We start from the raw sequence: 18565 nt of genomic DNA, 5'->3' as shown, positions 1-18565 counted from the left end.
CACTTAACCTCGGGCGATACGTCCCGCCGCACATGAGCGACCTGCCCGAGGAGTTCAAGTGCACCATCACGAACTGGGACTACATCTACGACCTCTGTCGGGAGGTCTCGGAGGACGTGAAAGAGGCGGAGTTCGAACCGGACGTGGTCGTCGCGCTCGCCCGTGGGGGCTGGTTCGCCGGCCGGTGTATCTGTGACTTCCTCGGACTGGACGACCTGACGAGCCTGAAGATGGAACACTACGTCGGTACGGCCCAGAAGTCGGGCGAGCCGACGGTGCGCTACCCGATGCCCAAGGGGAGCGTCGAGGGCAAGGACGTCCTCGTCATCGACGACATCGCCGACACCGGCGGCTCCATCCGCCGCGCCGACGAGTACGTCGAGGAGCGGAACGCCGGCGAGGTCCGGACCGCCACCTTGCAGCTACTCGGCACCAGCGAGTTCCACCCCGACTTCGTCGGCGAGCGACTCGAGGAGTGGACGTGGGTCGTCTACCCGTGGAACTTCATCGAGGACATGGTCGACCTGATATCGGGCGTGATGGAGAAGGACGGCGACGGCCCGTACGACGCGGACGGCATCCGCCACCTCCTCTCGGAGTACCACCGCGTCGAGCGGATGGAGATGGAGATCGCCCAGCCCGGCCGACTCGACGAGGTGCTGACCGAGATGGAGCGCCGTGAGGTCGTCGACCGGGTCGACGAGGGCTGGCGCCTGGCCGACGGCGAGGCGTGAGCGGCGAGTGACCGGCACCGAGCGACCGGGGGACCGACGCGACGCACCGACCGCCGCCGAGGCGGCGCTGGCGGTCTGGCAGATGGCCCGGCCCTCGCAGCTCCTCCTGATAGTCGCCGTCTACGCGCTCGGCGTCGCCATCGCCGTCGGCTCGGGCACGACGCTCGACCCACGAGCCGTCCTGGTCGGCCTGCTCGCGCTCCTGCCGGTCGCCGCCAGCGTCCACTTCGCCAACGAGTTCGCCGACTACGAGACCGACCGCCTCACCTCCGAGCGCGGCTCGCGGACGCCGTTCTCCGGCGGGTCGGGTGCGGCCGACACGGTCCCACGCTCGGTCGCCTGGACCGCCACGCTCACCGCCGGCGTGGTCGGTGCGCTCCTCTCGCTCGGCCTCGTGCTCGTCGGGTGGCTGTCGCCCGGCGCGTTCCTGTTCCTCGCGGCCATCGCCCTGCTCGGGTGGGCCTACTCGCTCCCGCCGGTAGCGCTCTCGCGCCGCGGCCTCGGGGAGGTGGACAACGCCCTGCTCGGCGGGCTCCTCCTGCCACACTACGGCGCGACCGTCCTCGCGCCCCCTTCGCTCGTGGTCTGTCTCGCCGTCGTCCCGTTCACCCTGCTGGTGTTCGCGAACCTCCTCGCGACGCAGTGGCCCGACCGCGAGGTCGACGCGGCCACCGGGAAGTTCACGCTCCCGACGCGGTGGCCCCCCCGTCGGCTCCGCGGGGTCCACCTCGCCGCCGTCGTGGCCGCCTTCGCCTCGCTCGCCGCGCTGACCGGGCCGGTCCTCCCGCCGGTCGTGACGGCCGCCTCGCTGGCCGCCGTCCCGTTCGCCGTCTGGGGCGTGGCGACGTTCACCCGCGACGAACGGCCGTTCCCCACCGTCGCCGCGATGGTGGTGATGGCGGTCGCGCAGTTGCTGGCGTGGGCGTTCGTCGCGGACCTCCTGCCGGCGCTGGGTCTCGATTGAGGCGGCGGGGCGGTCGCCGGCTCACTCCGGGAGCCGGTACCCGATCAGGGACCCGACCCTCGCCAGCACGCGGAACACCCATTGTGGTGGACTGACGACGACCTGTTCGTCCTCGTGTTCCACGAGGAGCATCGCGAGCAGCACCGCCGGCTTCGGCCCCCGCGGCGGCATCTCGACCCCCCGCCCGATCTTGAGTCGGTGGAAGCCCCGGAAGAACTCCTCGAAGCGCAGGGCGGGGCTGTGGACGTTCAGTACCACCGCGTCCGTCTCGTTCCGGAACGTGTGTGGCGTGTCCGGCGGGACCACTGCTCGCTCGCCCGCGGTCAGCGTCGACCACTCGTCGCCGACCTGTACCTCGAGTTCGCCGGCGACCACCTCGTAGTGTTCCTCGGCGTGTGGGTGCGCGTGGACGGGGAGTTCCGACCGCTCCTCCAGTTCCATCCGTGTCGTGAACCGCTCACCGTCGGTCTCCTCGCCCGTCTCGAGTATCTCCCACCGGCCGGGGAACCCCTCGAAGTCGAGGACACGGCTCCGCTCGCCCGCCTCGGCTGCTGTCGGCATACGAGATGGTACGGAATAACCGGCAATATTTGTTAGGAAGCTCGGTGCGACCGAACGGTTTTCGGGTTGATTTCGTCGCCGGTCGCCCCCGACAAACCCGGCAACAATTGCTTGTTCGCCACCCACGTCCGGTATGGCCGTCCACGAGACACCTCCCGGTATCGACCCGACAGAGCCGGCATACGTGGAGAACCCCGTGACCGGCGAACGGGCCCTGTTCCACACACCGCCCGACGACCCCGCGACCGACCCGCTGGAACTCGACATCTGGGCCGTCCCGGAGATGGTACCTCTCGCCGAGCACGTCCATCCCCGGCAGGACGAGACGTTCACCGTCGAGGGCGGCACGCTCGAGCTCGTCCGGGACGGCGAACCGACGACACACACCGCAGGGGAGACGGTGACCGTCCCGGCCGGGACCCCTCACACGTGGCGGAACCCCGAGACGACGGAGCTCCACCTCACCGTGCGGCTCGAGCCGGGGTTGCGCACCGAGGCGTTCCTCCGTGACTTGGCTGCGCTCGGAGAGCGGGGTGAACTCCGGGCCGACGGTTCCCCCTCCCTGCTTCAGGTGGCCGCGCTGTACGACGCCTACGGCTACGACCTCCTCCATCTCGCCAGCCCGCCGCTCCGCGTCCAGAGACTGGTGTTCGGGGCGCTGGCTCCAGTGGCGCGGACCCTCGGCTACCGCGCAGACCCGGTCGCGGCCGAGCGGGAGTAGCACGTCCGGGGGCGGCCACACTCGCCCGAAACGACAGCCCCATACGCCCGAGACACCCACTCCGACCAGATGCTGACCGAGGGGACGCTGGGACGTGCCGGAATCGACACGGTCGCACTGAAACCCGCCGAGTGTGACGTCTCGCGCGCGGTCGACCTGCCCGTCGACCGGGTCGCCGTCGACTACGAGGGGCGCGAGCACCTGCCGAGCGAGCGGACGCTCCGGCGACTCGCCGAGCGCGTCGACCTGTACGTCACGACGCCGGTCCGGGCCGACGGGTTCGACCCGCTCGGAGACGACTCGCTCGTCTCGCGGGTCCCCCCAGCCGCCCAGCGGGTCCTCGTCGCCGGCCACCCGGCCTACCTGACCGACGCGGAACGCGAGCGGGCCGTCGCCCCCCGGCTCGGTGCCGCCCGCGAGGCCGTCCCCGACGCGTGGGTCGGCACGGAGGGCGTCGAACGGGTGGCGCTGGCCGCCGGCGGCGTCCAGTACGAACTGCTCTCGCGGTCGACCGAACGCGAGGTCCGGGCGCTCCGCGCGGCCGGGTTCGACGGCGGCGTCGCCGTCTACGCACCCACGGTTCTCGCCGAGGACGAGGACGCCATCCTCGACGCCGTGGGGGCCTACGCTGCCCGTCGCGGCCCCGTCCGCCGGGCGCTCCCCGAGGGTGCAGCCACGGACGCGACGGCGACGGGACGAGCACGCGAGGTGCTCTCGGCGGCCGTACGCGACTACGCGCTCGTCGGGAGCGTCGGGTCGGTCGCAGAACAGGTCGAGGCGCTCCGCGAGGCGGGCGTCGACCACGTCGTCGGCTACCCGGCGCGCGGGCTGGACGCGTTCCTCACCTGACGGCCACTACTCCTCGCCGCCCTCTCGAATCGCCCGTTCGGCCGCCGCCAGCGCCGCCTCACGGTCGAACGCCTCGACGATGGCCTCCAGTTCCTGACGAGACGCGTCGCGCAGCTCCCGCACCGACTCGGTGACGTTCGGCACCGCCCGGACGATGTTGTCCACGATGGGGACCGTCGCCGACCGCGCGGAGCGACTCATCGGGTTCAGGTCGACGACGAGTTCCGTCTTCCCCATCGCCGCGAGCGCCTCGGCCCGGTCGCCGTCCTCCAGCGGGACGAGCACCACGTCGGCCGTCCCGATGCCCTCGCGGTCCACCTTCGCGCGCTCGTGGTCGAGGTTCGGGATACGCCCGTCGGCCGTCAGTCCCAGCACCTCCTCGGCGCCGTGTTCGCGCAGGTGGTCCACGATGGCCTGCATCCGCTCGGGCGTCCGGTTGAACAGGTTCACCTCGAGGGCCGCCCCGGACGCCTCGGCGAGTTCGACCATCTCGCCGGGGCAGAGTGCCGCGACGTTCCCGTTGACCGAGAGCACCGGGTGCTCGGCCAGCAGGAGGTAGGCGGCGGCCACGCGTTCGGCCTCGCGGGCGCTCGGGATGGTCCGCTCACCCAGCAGGTAGTCGAACGCCTCGCCGCGGCCCTGCGCGATGAGTCCCTGCTTCGAGGTGATACCCTTCTCGACGCCCTCCTCGATGCGGTGGCGCGTCAGGAGTGACTCGTACCGGGGGTGTGACTCCGGTACCTCCACGTCGGTCATAGCGGGAGTGTGCGACCCGCTCGTGAAAACTCTCTCCTCTTCGCCGCGGAGTCACTCCAGCACCGCGCCGGCGCGGTGGACCTCGCAGACGGCCGGGTCGTAGCCCGCGTCCGAGAGGCCGGTGTCGAGCGCGAACACCGTCTCACCGAGCATCGCCATCGAGGCGTCGCCGCCGGCGTCGCTCACGTCGGTCACGACCGCGCGGAGTTCGTCGGTCAGCAGGCCGGCCTCGCGGGCGAACCGCCGAGCGGCCTCCATGAAGGTCCCCATCGTCGGCTCGCCGGCCACGGTCGACACCGCCCGTTCGCCGGCCGCCGAGAGCTGGTCGGTGTCGCCCGAGAGGACCGCCTCGGTCGAGAGCTGGCCGAGTGCGAGGTACTCCACCCGCCGCGGGCCGCTCGGGATGGCGTCCATCCGGCCGTGGGCGGGCGCGCCCGGTTCGAGGCGGAGCGGGACGCCGCCGCGGGCCTGTGCGACCACGTCGCCGAGGCCGGTCCCGGCCTGCACCTCCGCGCCGTGGGCGATAGTGACGAGTTCGGCCTCCGAGAGCGGCCGCTCGTACACCTGCCCCGCCGCGAGCGCGGTGCCGAGCGCCGTCGCACCGCTGACCCCGAACCCGGAGCCGAGCGGGAGCGGTGTCGTCGCCTCGATGCGGGCGTTCTCGACCCGCAGCGCCTGGAGCACGCGGGCGACGGAGTCCATCTCGATGGCGTCGTCGTCGAGGTAGAGCCCGGGGTCGGCGTCGGCGCCCGCGTCGCCGCGCTCGTCCGCCCGCGAGACGGTCACGCGGACGCCGTCCGAGAGCGCGAGTCCACCCCCACGCGAGCCGGCCTTCGTCGGGTCGTCGTCCCGGTGGGCGCTGAAGAACGCGGTGACGTGGCCGGGTACGAACGCCGTCGCTTCGTCCATCGCTCGTCACCTCGGCGCTCGCCCGGGTAAACCCCTCGGGTTCGGCCGTGGAGCCACCACACGCTGCGCCCCCGGCGGGTGGTCGACTATCGGCGGTGATAACTGGGCCCGCTACCTTAAGTTGGGGACTCCGTTGGTTCGGGTATGTCGTCAGGGGACCCGAAGATAACCGCCGCCGTCAGACAGGGGGTCGACGGCGGAGAGTTGAGTTCCGCCATCGGTATCGACGGCGAGGAGATCGCGTGGCGCAAGTCGTTCACCGGTTTCGACGCGGCCGACGAGGCACGGCTGGAGTCGATGCTACCGTCGTTCGAGACCGTCGCCGACGACCTCGTCGAGGAGTTCTACGACCACCTGCAGGCCCACTCCGAGACGGTCGCCATCCTGAACAAGTCCGACAAGCCGGTCGAGGCGCTCAAGCGCGACCAGCGGCAGTACCTGAAGGACCTCGGTCGAGGCACGTACGGCACCGACTACTTCGCCCGCCGCGCCCGAATCGGCAAGCTCCACGACCTGCTGGGACTGGGCCCGAAGATCTACCTCGGCGCCTACGCCGTCTACTACCGGGGTCTGTTCGATGCCGTCGCCAGCGACGTGAAGGCCGAGTACGCCCGCGGGAGCGGCCCGGCCACGGACGGTGGGGTGGACGAGGCACCCACGCACGCCGGCGGCCCGGCCGACCGACCTGACGGACCCGTCTCGCCCGAGACGGCACCGCAGGCCGGCGAGGTGGAGGCGGCCGTCGACGCCACCGTCGAGCGCCTCCTGTCCGTGGTGAAACTGATGAACCTCGACCAGCAGGTGGCGATGGACACCTACATCCACTCCTACGCCGAGCAGATGCAAGCGGAGATGGACCAGCGCGAGCACCTCACCCGGGAGGTGGAGTCGGACGTGCTCGAGCCGGTCGAGGAACTCCAGAACGCGGCCGAGGGAGTCTCGACGAGCGCCCAGGAGATATCCGGCGTCGCCGAGCGCCAGCGCGAGTCGATGGAGAACGTCGCGGGCGAGGTGTCGAACATGAGCGCCACCATCGAGGAGATCGCCTCGACGGCCGACGAGGTGAACGGCCGGAGCGCACAGGCCGCCGAGACCGCCGACGAGGGCCGCGAGTCCGCCGAGACGGCCCGCGAGGTGATGGGCGACATCGACGAGGCGGCCACGGAGATGGCCGACGACTTCTCCAGCCTGCAAGAGCGCATCGCCGAGGTCGACGAGGTGGTCGAGGTCATCAACCGCATCGCCGAGCAGACGAACCTGCTGGCGCTCAACGCCAGCATCGAGGCCGCTCGCGCGGGCGACGCGGGACAGGGGTTCGCCGTCGTCGCCGACGAGGTCAAGAGCCTCGCCGAGGAGTCACAGCGACAGGCCGGCCAGATCGAACAGCTCGTCGAGGACATCCGGGCGGACGCGACGGAGACCGTCGCGAGCCTGGACGAGACCGAGGAACAGGTCGACCACGGTATCGAGCGCGTCGAGGATGCGATGGCGTCGCTGGACGACATCGCCGAGGCGGTCGAGGAGACCTCGCGTGGCATCCGCGAGGTGGCCGACGCCACCGAGGAGCAGGCCGCCTCCACCGAGGAGGTGGCCTCGCTCGTCGAGGACGCCGTCGAGGGGGCGACCGCCGTCTCCACCGAGGTCGACGACATCGCCGCCGCGACGGAGGAGCAGACCGCGATGCTCGACGAGGTGACCCGTGTGGTCGCCCGACTGACCGAGGAGTGACGCCGTCGGCGGGAGACCGCCGGTCGGGAGTCAGTCGGCGAGGTCCTCGAGGGTCCGCTGGGCGGCGACGGCGAACTCCTCGAACGCGTCGATGTCCATCGAGTCCGTGGTGACGAGGACGCCGTGGTCGCCGTACAGGACCCGCGCGAGGTAGCCGTCGGTGAACGCGCGGACGGTGAACAGGTACTCCCCGAGCGACCCGTCGACGCCGGGCGCCTCCTGCAGGTCGCTGTACGTCTCACGGGAGTCGAAGCCGAGTCGCTCGTTCTCGACGAGCGCGCGCTTGGCCTCGTGGGCGTCGTGCGGGTCGGCCCCGAGGTCCGACCGGAGGTAGAGCACCCCGTACCCGTCGGGGGTGAAGTGGACGACGCTGCGGAGGGTGTCACCCAGCGCGGTCCGGCAGGTGGCGACGAGACCCTCCGTGAACTCGCGGGTCGTGCTGTGAACCATGCTACCGGGAGGCGTCCGGAGCGTATAGCCTTCTCGCTGTCACGAACGCGAGAGCGCGTCGGGGGAAAACCGTATCCCACCGGTCGGCCTACGCCGGGTATGAGCGACGACGCCGACGGCGTCTCGGAGGTGCCACCCGCGGCCCGCGAGGAGGCCGTCCAGGCGGTGATGCGGGCGCTGGCCCGCCACGGCTACGCCGGCCTCACCACCAAGAAGGTGGCCGCCGAGTCCGAGAAGAGCGAGGCGTTCTTCTTCTACCACTACGACACCAAGGAGGCCCTCGTCATCGCGTTCCTCGAGTTCGCCACGGACCGCATCGCCCGTCGCCTCGCCGAACTCGCCGACGCCGACCCCGTGACACGGCTCTACGCCGCCTGCGACCGCCTGCTCGGCGACCCGGAGGACGAGGTGGACACCGGCATCGCCGTCGCCGTGATGGAGTTGCTCGCGCACGCCCGACACAACGAACGGTTCCGCGAGCGACTCACCGCCTACGAGCGGGCGGTGTTGACCGACCTCGCCGACGTGCTCCGGGAGGGCGTCGAGGCCGGCGTGTTCCGCGACGTCGACCCCGAGGCCACCGCGGCGTACCTGCTGACGACGACGGACGGCACCGCGGGCGCGGAGAAGGCACTCGGGATGCGGGACGTGGGCGAAGGGGTCAGGGAACGGCTGTTCGACTACCTCGACCGCGTGGTGCTGGCCGAGGGGGTCTCGCCGCCTGCCGAGTACGCCTCGTCGTAGCGGTCTGGCACTCCTTCGGACGCCTCCGACGCCAGCAGGCGCTCGAGCCGTCGCTCGAACGCCGCCTCGTCCAGTTCGCCACGCGCGTAGCGCAGCCGGAGGTCGTCGAGTGCCGCCGACGGCGTGTCGCCGTGGTGCCCGTCGGGTGACCGCCTCGTCGGGCGTGACTCCTCCTCGCGTCGGGCCCGGGCGGCCACGCCCATCGCCAGCGGCAGGACGCCGCCGAACCCGAGCGGGTAGACCACCCACGCCCACGACACGTCGAGCGCGTGCAGCGAGAAGGCCGTCGCCAGCACGAGGAGCGTCACGCCGCCCGCGACGACGCCGACGAGGGGGGTCGGCGGCTCCCGACAGCCGGACTCGTGGTGGTTCATCCCGACACCTCCCCGTCGGGAGTGAACGGCGCACCGTCGGGGTCGCGGCCGAGTCGGCCGGCCGCGGTCTCACGCTCGGCGTCCGCCGGGACGAGTTCGCTCCCCGCCGCCCCGAGGCCGTGGGGCGGCACATGCCGGTACACCGTCTCGTAGGACTCGACGAGGGACGTCTCGTGCCAGATGCCGATGGCGTCGCTCTCGGCGGCCCGTGCGTCGAACCGCTGCCACCGGCGTCGGTGTTCCGTGCCGGGCGCGGCGACGTACCGCTCCAGCGCCTCGAAGGACGCCCAGTACTGGACGATGGTCGGGCCCTGCCACCCGTCGCGGAGGTACCGGCTCCCGAGCAACCCCGCTGGCGCCTGCTCGCGCACCATCCGCGGGGCCGCGGCGGCGACGGGGAGCCCCCCGCGAACCGCCCGCAGCCGGTCGATGCGCATCCCGACGAGGAAGACGCCGAAGCCCTCGTCGCGGGCCGCGGACACGCGGTCGTCGTTCTCTCCCATGGACTGAGTGAGCACTCAGCCGGCATAAATCTGAGTATTCACTCAGCCAGCTCCGGGAGGGGCTGTCCAGCCTGTTCGAGAGACACCCTGTTCAGCACGGCATCAGGTTTAACCGCGGGTGGGGAAATCTACGCCCAGTGAGCGACCGTGTCCGACAGTGACGCACACACGAGCGGCGGAGCCACCGACGTCGACGTTGACGCCGTCGTCGTCGGCGCGGGGTTCTCCGGGCTCTACATGCTGCACAGGCTCCGCGAACGTGGCCTCTCGGTCCGCGTGTTCGAGAAGGGCGAGGAGGTCGGCGGGACGTGGTACTGGAACCGCTACCCCGGCGCTCGGTGTGACAGCGAGAGTCACATCTACTGCTACTCCTTCGACGAGGACCTGTACGAGGAGTGGGAGTGGACCGAGCGCTACCCCGAACAGCCGGAGATACTGGAGTACCTGAACTTCGCCGCGGACCGACTGGACCTGCGTCGGGACGTCGAGTTCGAGCGGGAGGTGGCGGGGGCGACGTGGGACGACGACGCGGGCACGTGGACGGTCGAACTCGCGGACGGTGAGACCGTCACGACGCGCTTCTTCGTCAGCGCGGTGGGCTGTCTCTCGAAGCCGATGAAGCCCGACTTCGCGGGGCTGGAGACCTACGAGGGCGAGGGGTACCACACGGCCCGCTGGCCCGATGGGGGCGTCGATCTCGAGGGGAAGCGCGTCGGCGTCGTCGGCACCGGGTCGACCGGCATCCAGTTCATCTCCGAGGTAGGTGGCACGGCCGAGCACCTCACCGTCTTCCAGCGGACGCCGAACTACGCCGTCCCCGCGCGGAACCGACCGCTCGAGGACGACGAGTACGCCGACATCAAGGCGAACTACGACGATATCTGGGAGCGGGCCCGCGATTCGCGACTCGGGATGCCGTTCGAGGTCGACCACCTCCACTCGCGCCGCCTGAGCGACGAGGAGATACACGAGGTCCTCGAGGCCCGCTGGCAGCAGGGCGGGTTCCGGTTCCTCCACGCGTTCGAACCCCAGCACATCCTCACCGACGCCGAGGTGAACGAGACGGTCTCGGAGTTCATCCGCGAGAAGATACGCGCGAAGGTGGACGACCCCGAGACGGCCGAGAAGCTCGTCCCGAGCGACCACCCGTACGGCGCGAAGCGCCCACCGATGGACTACGGCGACTACTACGGGACGTACAACCGCGACGACGTCAGCCTCGTCGACGTGAGCGACGACGGCGAACCCATCGAGCGGTTCACGCCCTCGGGCATCCGGACGACGGCCACCGAGTACGACCTCGACGTCGTCGTCTTCGCCACCGGGTTCGACGCGATGACCGGGGCGCTCCTCGCGATGGACATCGAGGGGCGCGACGGGCTGACGCTGGCCGAGAAGTGGCAGCACGGCCCGAAGACGTACCTCGGACTGGGCATCCACGGCTTCCCGAACCTGTTCACCATCACCGGCCCGCAGAGCCCCAGCGTGCTGACGAACATGCCGATGTCCATCGAACAGCACGTCGAGTGGATCGACGACTGCATCGGCTACCTGGACGAACACGGCTACGACCGCATCGAGGCGACCGAACACTCGGAGGAGCAGTGGGTCCAGAACACGAACATGCTGGCCGAGAACATGCTGTTCTCGGAGGCCGAGTCGTGGTACCGGGGGGCGAACGTCCCGGGCAAGCCGACCATCTTCACCCCGTTCCCGGCCGGGCTGGACATGTACCGCGGCATCTGCGAGCGCGTGGCTCGCGAGGACTACGACGGGTTCGAGCTGGGGCGGCGGGAGCAGGCGGAGGCGGCGGACTAGACACGCGAGCGGCGATAGGTGTCGACGGCCCTGCGACCGAGCCGGAGGGGCCGGGCCTCTCGGCCGAGACGTCTCTTCGTGTTGACGTTCCAAGCGCGTGGGACACGTCGTCTCTTTTTATCGTTATGACACGAATCTCTCGGACTGGTCGAATCAGACATGACGCTCCTCGATGGAAAGACCGCGGTGGTCACGGGTGGTAGTTCGGGTATCGGGCGGGGAATCGCACGTGGCTTCGCGGAACACGGCGCGACCGCGGTCGTGGTCGCGGACGTTCGCGAGGAGCCGAAGGAGGGTGGAAGGCCGACACACGAACTGCTGGCGGAGGAGACCGACACCGCCTCGACGTTCGTGCACTGCGACGTCACGAACACCGACGACCTCGTGGCGGCCGCGGATGCCGCCGAGGAGTTCGGCGGCCTCGACGTCTGGGTGAACAACGCCGGCATCTTGCACATGACGGGCTTCCTCGAGGTGACCGAAGAGGACTACCAGCAGCTGCTGGACGTCAACACGAAAGGCGCGTACTTCGGGGCCCAGGTCGCCGCGGAACGGCTCCTCGACCGGGAGGGTGGGTCCATCATCAACATCTCGAGTGTCGCGGGGCTGTTCGGGAACGGGAACTGGTCCACGTACGCCACGTCCAAGGGTGGGTTGACCACGATGACCTACTCGCTCGCACACGCCCTGGGCGAGCACGGTATCCGGGTCAACGCAATCCACCCCGGCGGGATCGAGACGACCATCGGGGGAGAATCGCCGGACCCCGAAGCGACCGCGGCGCAGGCCGAGCAGTTCACGCAGCTGGTCCCCCTCGGCCGGTACGGCCAGCCCGAGGACATCGCCGGCGCGGCGGTCTTCCTCGCGAGTGACCTCGCGGCGTACGTGACCGGCGAGTCGCTCGTCGTCGACGGCGGGTGGACGAGTTGGCGATGAGTGGGACGCGACAGGGTCGCAGGGAACGCGCCACCGGTCGCACCCGACACGACCGATGAAGATCGGGGTCCCGGGCGAGACGGTGGTGGGCGAGACCCGCGTCGCGCTCGTTCCACCGGTCGCCCGACGGCTCGTCGAGCGTGGCCTCGACGTGCTGGTGGCCACGGGGGCGGGCACCGGGAGCGACTGGAGCGACGACGAGTACGCGGCCGTCGGCTGTACGGTGCTCGACGACCGGGCAGCGGTGTTCGAGCGGTCGGACGTCGTCCTCCAGGTCCGTGGCCTCGGTGCCCGACCCGACGGCGAGGTGGACCCGTACCGTGAGGGCGGGACTGTCGTCGGGATGCTCGGCCCCTACGCCGTCGAGGACGCGACGCTCGAGGCGCTCGCGGCCCGACGGGTCACCCTCTTCGCCCTCGAACTCCTCCCCCGGACGGGGCGGGCTCAGTCGATGGACGTGCTCACCTCGATGGCGAGTCTCGGGGGGTACAAGGCCGTCGTCGTGGCGGCCGACGCACTCCCGAAGCTCTTCCCGATGCAGATGACCGCGGCCGGGACCATCCAGCCAGCGTCCGTGTTCGTCGTCGGGGCGGGCGTCGCGGGGCTGCAGGCGATCGCGACCGCCAGGCGCCTCGGCGCGCGAGTCCGGGCCTACGACGTCAGACCCGCCGTCAAGGAAGAGGTCGAGAGCCTCGGTGCGGGGTTCGTGGAACTCGACCTCGAGACGGCCGAGGCCGCCACCGGGGGCGGCTACGCCCGCGAGCAGGACCCCGAGTTCTACCGCGAGCAGCGCGAGGCCATGACCGACGCCGTCGGCGCGGCAGACGTCGTCGTCACCTCGGCGGCGGTCCCGGGCCGGCCCGCCCCGACGCTCGTGACCGAGGCGATGCTCGACGGGATGGCCGCCGGCTCCGTCGTCGTCGACCTCGCGGCCGCGGGTGGCGGCAACTGCGAGCCGACGCGTCCCGACGAGACCGTCGAGTACGGCGACGTCACCGTCTTCGGACCGACGAACCTCCCGGCCACGGTCCCCCGGACGGCCAGTCAACTGTTCGCGAACAACGTCGCGAACTTCCTCGAACACCTCCTCCGGGACGGGAGTCTCCACGTCGATATCGACGACGAGATCGTCGACGCCACACTCCTCACCCACGACGGCACGGTCCGGGCCCCGAACCGCCGCGACGAGGCCGACGCGGCTCCGGGAACCCACAGTGTCGACGACCCCGGCGGCGTCGGCAGCGACGACAGCACCGACAGTACCGCCGGTTCCGGCCCGGAGCCGACCGATGGAGGGTCCGATGCCTGAGACGCGGAGGTGGTGGTGAGTGGGGTTCGTCGAGAACCTGACGCTGTTCGTCCTCGCCGCGTTCGTGGGTTACGAGGTGATCACGAAGATTCCGGCCACGCTCCACACGCCGCTCATCTCGGGGACGAACGCCATCTCCGGCATCACGCTCATCGGCGCGGTGGTGGTCGCCGGAGCGGGACACTCGACGCTCGCGACGGTGCTGGGGTTCCTCGCGGTCGTGATGGCGACCACCAACGTCGTCGGTGGGTATCTGGTGAGCCACCGGATGCTCGAGCGCTTCCGGGGGCGGGAGGACTGACCCGTGCTGGGCTCCACGGCCGGGCTTCCTCCGGCGACACTCTCACTCGCGTACCTCGTCGCTGCCGTCCTGTTCATCCTCGGGCTCCGGGCGCTGACACACCCCCGGACGGCGCGCCGGGGGAACCTGCTCTCGGCGGCCGGGATGGTCGTCGCGGTCGGCGTCACGCTCCTCTGGTTCGAGATCCTCTCGCCAGTGGTCCTGTTCGCCGGGCTCCTCGTCGGGGCGGCGCTCGGGGCCTGGCTGGCGACGAGCGTCGACACCACGGACATGCCACAGCTCGTCGGGCTGTTCAACGGGTTCGGCGGTGGCGCGTCCGCGCTCGTGGCCGGCGCGGAACTCGTCACCCGTCTCGGACCCACCGGGACCGCGACGCTCCCGGTCGAGACGACGACGGCTGCGGCCGTCACGGGACTCGTCGGCGGGGTCACGTTCTGGGGGAGCCTCGTCGCCGCCGGGAAACTCCAGGGGTACGTCGAGGACCCCCTCAAGTACCCGGGCGAGGACGCACTGAAGGCCGCGTTCCTCGCCGTCGCGGTCATCGCGGGCGGGGCGCTCGTCACCGGAATCGACCTCCCGGGCGCGCTGGCGACGGCGACGTGGGTGCCGTCCTACTGGGTGCTGGTCGCGGCCGCGTCCGTCCTCGGCATCCTGCTGGTCGTCCCCATCGGTGGGGCCGACATGCCGGTCGTCATCGCGCTGTTGAACGCCTGCTCCGGGCTGGCCGCCGCGGCGACCGGGTTCGCGCTCGACAACAGCGTCCTCATCGTCGCCGGGACGCTCGTCGGCGCGTCCGGCCTGATTCTCACGGTCGTCATGTGCGAGTCGATGAACCGGTCGCTCACGAACGTCCTCTTCGGCGGGTACGGCACTGGCGCCCCCGGCGAGGACGCTCCCGACATCTACGAGGGGAACGTGATGTCGACCTCTCCCGAGGAGGTGGCGATGCTGCTCAACGTCGCACGACGCGTGGTCGTCGTCCCCGGTTACGGGATGGCGGTCGGGCAGGCCCAGCACGCCGTCGCGGAACTCGCGACGCTCCTCGAAGCGAGCGGTGTCGAGGTGGTCTTCGGCATCCACCCGGTGGCCGGCCGGATGCCCGGCCACATGAACGTCCTCCTCGCCGAGGCGAACGTCCCCTACGAGCAGATGGAGGAACTGGAGACGGTCAACCCGACGTTCGCACAGACCGACGTCGTCATCGTCACGGGGGCGAACGACGTGGTGAATCCGACCGCGCTCTCGGACCAGTCCAGTCCCATCGCCGGCATGCCGGTGCTCCACGTCTGGGAGGCCCAGACCGTCGTCGTGAACAAGCGCAGTCTCAGCCCCGGTTACGCCGGGATTCCGAACCCGTTGTTCACCTACGACAACACGTACATGCTGTTCGGCGATGCGCGGGAGGCGATGCAGGCGCTCGTCACGGAGTACAAGGAGACCCGATGAGAGCGAACGGACGCGGGAGCATCGCCGGCTCCTGGTGACTTCGCTTCCTACGGGCTCAGCCGCTGACGGTCCCGCGGGAACACTCTTCGACTCGATTCACTCGTCCAGCGAGCTCCCGCTCGCTGGCCAGCGCCGTCGCCTACGGCGACAGGCGCTGGCGGTCTCGCGGGAAGAGAACGGCCTCACGGATGTTCGGCAGGTCGAGCATCGTCATCACGAGGCGCTCGCCACCGAGGCCCCAGCCGGCGTGCGGGGGCATCCCGTACTTGAACATCTTCGTGTAGTACTCGAACTGGTCGGGGTCGAGCCCCTGCTGTTCGAACCCCTCGATGAGCAGGTCGTAGCGGTGCTCACGCTGGCCGCCGGAGACGAGTTCCATCCGCGGGTGCATCATGTCGAACCCGGTCGAGAGCTGCTCGTCGTCGTCGTGGTCCTTGATGTAGAACGGCTTGATCTCGCTGGGCCAGTCGGTGATGAAGTAGTGGCTCCCGACGTCGTCGCCGAGCGCGCGCTCGCCCTCGGTGGGGAGGTCGTCGCCCCAGACGAGCTGCTCGTCGAGTTCGCCCGTCGCGTTGATGCGCTGGATGGCTTCCTCGTAGGTCAGGCGCGGGAACTCGTCTTCGGGCACCTCGAACTCGTCGGCGAGGCCGAGCGTCTCCAGCTGGGCCTCGCAGTTCTCCGCGACGGCCTCGTACGCCGAGCGGACGACGTGCTCGCAGACGTCCATCGCCTCCGTGTGGTCGAAGAAGGCGGACTCGAAGTCGATGGAGGTCGCCTCGTTCAGGTGCCGGGGCGTGTTGTGCTCCTCGGCGCGGAAGATGGGACCGATCTCGAAGACGCGCTCCAGCCCGGAGCCGACCATCAGCTGCTTGAACAGCTGTGGGGACTGGTTCATGAACGCCTCGCGGCCGAAGTAGGTGATGGGGAACAGCTCCGTGCCACCCTCCGTGCCCGTGGCGACGATCTTCGGCGTGTTGATCTCCGTGGCGTGGACCGAGCGGAACGCCTCGCGCGCGGCGCGAAGGACCTCCGCGCGGATCTCGAAGATGGCCTTGGCCTCGTCACGTCGGAGGTCGAGGGTCCGGTTGTCGAGTCGGGTCGGGAGTTCGGCGTCGACCTTGCCGGAGGGGTCGAGGGGGAGCTGCGTCTCGGCCTCGGCGACGACCTCGATGGACTCGGGGACAATCTCGACGCCGGTCGGGGCGCGGGGCTCCTCCTTCACGTCACCCGAGACGGTGATGACGGACTCGCGCGAGACGCCGAGACCCGTCTCGACGAGCGCCTCGTCCATCTCGTCTTTCTCCAGTTTGACCTGTATCTTCCCGCTGGTGTCCCGGACGATGAGGAACGCGATACCCCCGAGGTCGCGGATCTCGTGGGCCCAGCCGGCGACGGTGACGGTGTCGCCCGGCTCGGCGTCCGCGGTGTAGGTGCGGTCTTCCATACCCGTCGTTCCGGCGTCGGGGGCTAAAATCCATCCATACGGTGAGGCGGTGTGGCACCCGAAGGCACGCGGTCGTGCAGGCGGGGAGCACCGAGGCCGGGATATTCATACGCCACGCCCGCGTAGTCCGGGGTATGCCGAAGACCCTGGAAGTCGTCTGTCGAGACCAGGAGTGTGCACTCGACATGTTCGAACTCCACTACACCTACGACATGCCCGACGGGACGGGCGTCGAGGCGTTCAGTTGCCCCTACTGCGGGAGCGCCGACTCGCTGGAGGAGATCCACGTATGAGCCGACTGCGCGAACTCGGCGAGTCCATCGGCAGCACCGTGCTGGACGGCATCGGTCGAGCCTCCGCGCGGGTACAGGAGCGCAAACCGCTCCCGGTCGACCTGCTGGAGTCCGAGGAGTCGTTCCTCGCGGTGTTCGACGCGCCGGGCGTCGAGGCCCCGGACGTGGCGGTCCGGTTCGAGCACGGCGTCCTCAACGTCCGAATCGACCGCTTCCGCGAGTTCTACGACGACTACGAGATGCGCCTGCCCGGCCGCGGGATGAGCCTCGACGGCGAGGTGGCGCTCCCGGACGGCGCGAGCGTCGACCCCGCGGGGGCGACGGCCACCGTCACCGCCAACGGCACCCTCCGGGTCGAACTCCCGAAGGTCGAACCCTCCGAGACGGTCGACACCGAGGTCGGCGAGACCACTACGGACGTCGAGGTCGGTGGCGGCGAGGCGACCCCTGCCGAGGAGAGCGACGACACCCACGAGACCGACGTCGACGAGACCGACGAGACCGACGAGACGGACGCGGCCGCGCCCGAGGACCGGGACGAGGACGAGGAGTAACCGACGCCCCGTCGACGCTACTCCCCCTTCGAGAGCCGTTCTTCGACCGCCATCCCCTCGACGATCTCGAACGGTTCGTCCCCGTCGAACCGACCGGGGTCGAACGGCGGAATCCCCTTCCCACCGAGCACCTGCTCGGCCAGCCGCTCGCCCGTGGCTGGCGCGCGCATGAAGCCGTGCCCCTGCCAGCCCGTGGCGACGAAGACGCCGTCGACACCGGGGAGCGCCCCCGCCAGCGGGTGGCCGTCCGGCGTCGCGGTGCAGAGGCCGGCCCACGCCCGCTCGACGGGCCACGACGCGTCGAACGCGCGCGTCTCGTAGCCCGTGCAGGCCGCGACGAACCAGTCGTCGGCCTCACGGTCCCAGACGTCCGGGTGCTGCTCCACCGGCTCGGTCCCGTCCCCGACCAGCAGGCCGTCGCCGTGCGGCCGGCAGTAGTAGCCCTCGGTGGCGTCGTACAGCATCGGCGTCTCCGGCCCGTCGGTCGTCGTGAGCGCCTGCACCCGGTAGGGCTTGACCGGGAGCGGCGCGAGCGACTCGACGACGCGCCTCGTGTGCACGCCCGCGGCGACGAGGACCGCGTCGAACGACTCGCTCCTCTCGTGGGTCTCGACGCGGGGCCCCTCGCGCACGCCGGCGGGAACACGGGTCCGGAGGTCGACGCCCGCCCGCTCGGCCAGTCCCGCCACCGCCCGCGTGTACGCGTCCGGGTCGGCGTACCCGGCGTCCTCGGCGACGGCCGCGACCGCGACGTCCGCTTCGAGCGTGGGGAACCGCTCGCCGAGGGCCGCGGCGTCGAGGAGCGAGACGGCCCGGTCGTGGTCGCGCATCCGTGCCACGCCCTCGCGGATGGCGCGGGCGTGCCGCTCGTCACCCTCGCGGGCCAGCCAGACGTACGGGCAGTCGGTGAACGTGAACCCGCCGGCGCCCGACAGGTCGCGGAACCGGGCGAGCGACCGGTCGGCAAGTTCGGCGTCCACGCGGTCCGCGAAGGCATCGTAACAGACCCCCGCCGCGCGCCCGGACGACCCGCTCGCCACCGCGCCCGCCTCGAACAGCACCACGTCGGCGTCCCGTTCGGCCAGCGCGTGTGCGGCGGTGACCCCCACCGCACCCGCGCCGACGACTGCGACTCGCATACCGGCCCCTGTCTCGCCGTGGGCTTAGTCAC

Annotated in this window: 21 protein-coding genes; 13 read left to right on the top strand and 8 right to left on the bottom strand. The window is 70.6% G+C overall.

What is annotated here, in order from left to right:
- Positions 1-32: 32 nt before the first annotated feature.
- A complete protein-coding gene (locus tag N0B31_RS01245) occupies positions 33-734 on the top strand; it encodes a phosphoribosyltransferase (protein ID WP_260593944.1) in 702 nt (233 codons plus the stop codon).
- Positions 735-741: 7 nt separating this feature from the next.
- A complete protein-coding gene (locus N0B31_RS01240) occupies positions 742-1698 on the top strand; it encodes a prenyltransferase (protein ID WP_260593942.1) in 957 nt (318 codons plus the stop codon).
- A 21-nt stretch (positions 1699-1719) separates the two neighbouring features.
- Here N0B31_RS01240 and N0B31_RS01235 read toward each other — a convergent pair whose 3' ends face one another.
- A complete protein-coding gene (locus N0B31_RS01235) occupies positions 1720-2259 on the bottom strand; it encodes a cupin domain-containing protein (RefSeq protein ID WP_260593941.1) in 540 nt (179 codons plus the stop codon).
- Positions 2260-2392: 133 nt separating this feature from the next.
- Here N0B31_RS01235 and N0B31_RS01230 point away from each other — a divergent pair, with 133 nt between their 5' ends.
- Positions 2393-2980: a cupin domain-containing protein gene (locus N0B31_RS01230; RefSeq protein WP_260593940.1), complete on the top strand. Its 588-nt coding sequence runs from the start codon at positions 2393-2395 to the stop codon at positions 2978-2980.
- Between the two features lie 69 nt (positions 2981-3049).
- Positions 3050-3829 (top strand): DUF7388 family protein, encoded by a 780-nt coding sequence (locus N0B31_RS01225; RefSeq protein WP_260593938.1) that lies wholly within the window; start codon positions 3050-3052, stop codon positions 3827-3829.
- A 6-nt stretch (positions 3830-3835) separates the two neighbouring features.
- Here N0B31_RS01225 and N0B31_RS01220 read toward each other — a convergent pair whose 3' ends face one another.
- Positions 3836-4585 (bottom strand): 4-phosphopantoate--beta-alanine ligase, encoded by a 750-nt coding sequence (locus N0B31_RS01220; protein ID WP_260593936.1) that lies wholly within the window; start codon positions 4583-4585, stop codon positions 3836-3838.
- 51 nt (positions 4586-4636) lie between these two features.
- Positions 4637-5494 carry a pantoate kinase gene (locus N0B31_RS01215; protein ID WP_260593934.1) on the bottom strand — a complete coding sequence of 286 codons (858 nt, stop codon included), beginning with the start codon at positions 5492-5494 and terminating at the stop codon, positions 4637-4639.
- 144 nt (positions 5495-5638) lie between these two features.
- On the opposite strand from N0B31_RS01215, the gene N0B31_RS01210 reads away from it, so the two are divergent.
- Entirely contained in the window at positions 5639-7222 is a 1584-nt protein-coding gene (locus N0B31_RS01210) for a globin-coupled sensor protein (RefSeq protein WP_260593933.1), read from the top strand.
- Between the two features lie 30 nt (positions 7223-7252).
- Here N0B31_RS01210 and N0B31_RS01205 read toward each other — a convergent pair whose 3' ends face one another.
- Entirely contained in the window at positions 7253-7672 is a 420-nt protein-coding gene (locus N0B31_RS01205) for a DUF7522 family protein (protein ID WP_260593931.1), read from the bottom strand.
- 99 nt (positions 7673-7771) lie between these two features.
- On the opposite strand from N0B31_RS01205, the gene N0B31_RS01200 reads away from it, so the two are divergent.
- Positions 7772-8416 carry a TetR/AcrR family transcriptional regulator gene (locus N0B31_RS01200; RefSeq protein ID WP_260593930.1) on the top strand — a complete coding sequence of 215 codons (645 nt, stop codon included), beginning with the start codon at positions 7772-7774 and terminating at the stop codon, positions 8414-8416.
- On the opposite strand, the gene N0B31_RS01195 is transcribed toward N0B31_RS01200, so the two are convergent.
- Positions 8353-8790: an SHOCT domain-containing protein gene (locus tag N0B31_RS01195; protein WP_260593928.1), complete on the bottom strand. Its 438-nt coding sequence runs from the start codon at positions 8788-8790 to the stop codon at positions 8353-8355. The two genes, N0B31_RS01200 and N0B31_RS01195, sit on opposite strands and share 64 nt — an antisense overlap.
- Entirely contained in the window at positions 8787-9293 is a 507-nt protein-coding gene (locus N0B31_RS01190) for a monooxygenase family protein (RefSeq protein ID WP_260593927.1), read from the bottom strand. Before N0B31_RS01190 ends, N0B31_RS01195 begins: the two co-directional genes overlap by 4 nt.
- Before the next feature lie 147 nt (positions 9294-9440).
- On the opposite strand from N0B31_RS01190, the gene N0B31_RS01185 reads away from it, so the two are divergent.
- The 5 genes from N0B31_RS01185 to N0B31_RS01165 all read left to right on the top strand — a co-directional run bounded on the left by N0B31_RS01185 (position 9441) and on the right by N0B31_RS01165 (position 15103).
- On the top strand, positions 9441-11111 hold the full coding sequence (locus tag N0B31_RS01185; RefSeq protein WP_260593926.1) for a flavin-containing monooxygenase: 1671 nt from the start codon (positions 9441-9443) through the stop codon (positions 11109-11111).
- A gap of 159 nt (positions 11112-11270) precedes the next feature.
- Positions 11271-12047, top strand: coding sequence for an SDR family NAD(P)-dependent oxidoreductase (locus N0B31_RS01180; RefSeq protein WP_260593925.1), 777 nt, complete (start codon positions 11271-11273; stop codon positions 12045-12047).
- A gap of 55 nt (positions 12048-12102) precedes the next feature.
- Positions 12103-13356 carry a Re/Si-specific NAD(P)(+) transhydrogenase subunit alpha gene (locus N0B31_RS01175; protein ID WP_260593924.1) on the top strand — a complete coding sequence of 418 codons (1254 nt, stop codon included), beginning with the start codon at positions 12103-12105 and terminating at the stop codon, positions 13354-13356.
- 19 nt (positions 13357-13375) lie between these two features.
- On the top strand, positions 13376-13657 hold the full coding sequence (locus tag N0B31_RS01170) for an NAD(P) transhydrogenase subunit alpha part 2 (RefSeq protein WP_260593923.1): 282 nt from the start codon (positions 13376-13378) through the stop codon (positions 13655-13657).
- A gap of 3 nt (positions 13658-13660) precedes the next feature.
- Complete coding sequence (locus N0B31_RS01165; protein ID WP_260593922.1) at positions 13661-15103, top strand: NAD(P)(+) transhydrogenase (Re/Si-specific) subunit beta; 1443 nt, start codon at positions 13661-13663, stop codon at positions 15101-15103.
- Between the two features lie 139 nt (positions 15104-15242).
- Here N0B31_RS01165 and aspS read toward each other — a convergent pair whose 3' ends face one another.
- On the bottom strand, positions 15243-16547 hold the full coding sequence (gene aspS / locus N0B31_RS01160; RefSeq protein WP_260593921.1) for an aspartate--tRNA(Asn) ligase: 1305 nt from the start codon (positions 16545-16547) through the stop codon (positions 15243-15245).
- A gap of 134 nt (positions 16548-16681) precedes the next feature.
- Between aspS and N0B31_RS01155 the strand changes: the two genes are divergently transcribed.
- Together N0B31_RS01155 and N0B31_RS01150 are read left to right on the top strand one after the other, a co-directional pair.
- Positions 16682-16840: a DUF7559 family protein gene (locus N0B31_RS01155; protein ID WP_260593920.1), complete on the top strand. Its 159-nt coding sequence runs from the start codon at positions 16682-16684 to the stop codon at positions 16838-16840.
- Positions 16837-17394: an Hsp20/alpha crystallin family protein gene (locus N0B31_RS01150; protein ID WP_260593918.1), complete on the top strand. Its 558-nt coding sequence runs from the start codon at positions 16837-16839 to the stop codon at positions 17392-17394. The genes N0B31_RS01155 and N0B31_RS01150 overlap by 4 nt, the downstream gene beginning before the upstream one ends.
- 17 nt (positions 17395-17411) lie before the next feature.
- Here N0B31_RS01150 and N0B31_RS01145 read toward each other — a convergent pair whose 3' ends face one another.
- The gene (locus N0B31_RS01145; RefSeq protein WP_260593916.1) at positions 17412-18533 is read right to left on the bottom strand and encodes an NAD(P)/FAD-dependent oxidoreductase; all 1122 of its coding nucleotides are present in this window, start codon (positions 18531-18533) and stop codon (positions 17412-17414) included.
- Positions 18534-18565: the final 32 nt, after the last annotated feature.

This window comes from Salinirubellus salinus, assembly GCF_025231485.1.
In the GTDB taxonomy this organism is placed as follows: Archaea; Halobacteriota; Halobacteria; order Halobacteriales; family Haloarculaceae; genus Salinirubellus; species Salinirubellus salinus.
Note: the sequence above shows the minus strand (reverse complement) of the source record. Positions and strands in the feature narration are given on the sequence as shown.

Bases quoted from the DNA above. Each gene is read 5' to 3' on its own strand.
- N0B31_RS01245 (WP_260593944.1), top strand. From the start codon at position 33: ATGAGCGACCTGCCCGAGGAGTTCAAGTGCACCATCACGAACTGGGAC.
- N0B31_RS01235 (WP_260593941.1), bottom strand. From the start codon at position 2,259: ATGCCGACAGCAGCCGAGGCGGGCGAGCGGAGCCGTGTCCTCGACTTC.
- N0B31_RS01230 (WP_260593940.1), top strand. From the start codon at position 2,393: ATGGCCGTCCACGAGACACCTCCCGGTATCGACCCGACAGAGCCGGCA.
- N0B31_RS01225 (WP_260593938.1), top strand. From the start codon at position 3,050: ATGCTGACCGAGGGGACGCTGGGACGTGCCGGAATCGACACGGTCGCA.
- N0B31_RS01220 (WP_260593936.1), bottom strand. From the start codon at position 4,585: ATGACCGACGTGGAGGTACCGGAGTCACACCCCCGGTACGAGTCACTC.
- N0B31_RS01215 (WP_260593934.1), bottom strand. From the start codon at position 5,494: ATGGACGAAGCGACGGCGTTCGTACCCGGCCACGTCACCGCGTTCTTC.
- N0B31_RS01210 (WP_260593933.1), top strand. From the start codon at position 5,639: ATGTCGTCAGGGGACCCGAAGATAACCGCCGCCGTCAGACAGGGGGTC.
- N0B31_RS01205 (WP_260593931.1), bottom strand. From the start codon at position 7,672: ATGGTTCACAGCACGACCCGCGAGTTCACGGAGGGTCTCGTCGCCACC.
- N0B31_RS01200 (WP_260593930.1), top strand. From the start codon at position 7,772: ATGAGCGACGACGCCGACGGCGTCTCGGAGGTGCCACCCGCGGCCCGC.
- N0B31_RS01195 (WP_260593928.1), bottom strand. From the start codon at position 8,790: ATGAACCACCACGAGTCCGGCTGTCGGGAGCCGCCGACCCCCCTCGTC.
- N0B31_RS01190 (WP_260593927.1), bottom strand. From the start codon at position 9,293: ATGGGAGAGAACGACGACCGCGTGTCCGCGGCCCGCGACGAGGGCTTC.
- N0B31_RS01180 (WP_260593925.1), top strand. From the start codon at position 11,271: ATGACGCTCCTCGATGGAAAGACCGCGGTGGTCACGGGTGGTAGTTCG.
- N0B31_RS01175 (WP_260593924.1), top strand. From the start codon at position 12,103: ATGAAGATCGGGGTCCCGGGCGAGACGGTGGTGGGCGAGACCCGCGTC.
- aspS (WP_260593921.1), bottom strand. From the start codon at position 16,547: ATGGAAGACCGCACCTACACCGCGGACGCCGAGCCGGGCGACACCGTC.
- N0B31_RS01155 (WP_260593920.1), top strand. From the start codon at position 16,682: ATGCCGAAGACCCTGGAAGTCGTCTGTCGAGACCAGGAGTGTGCACTC.
- N0B31_RS01150 (WP_260593918.1), top strand. From the start codon at position 16,837: ATGAGCCGACTGCGCGAACTCGGCGAGTCCATCGGCAGCACCGTGCTG.
- N0B31_RS01145 (WP_260593916.1), bottom strand. From the start codon at position 18,533: ATGCGAGTCGCAGTCGTCGGCGCGGGTGCGGTGGGGGTCACCGCCGCA.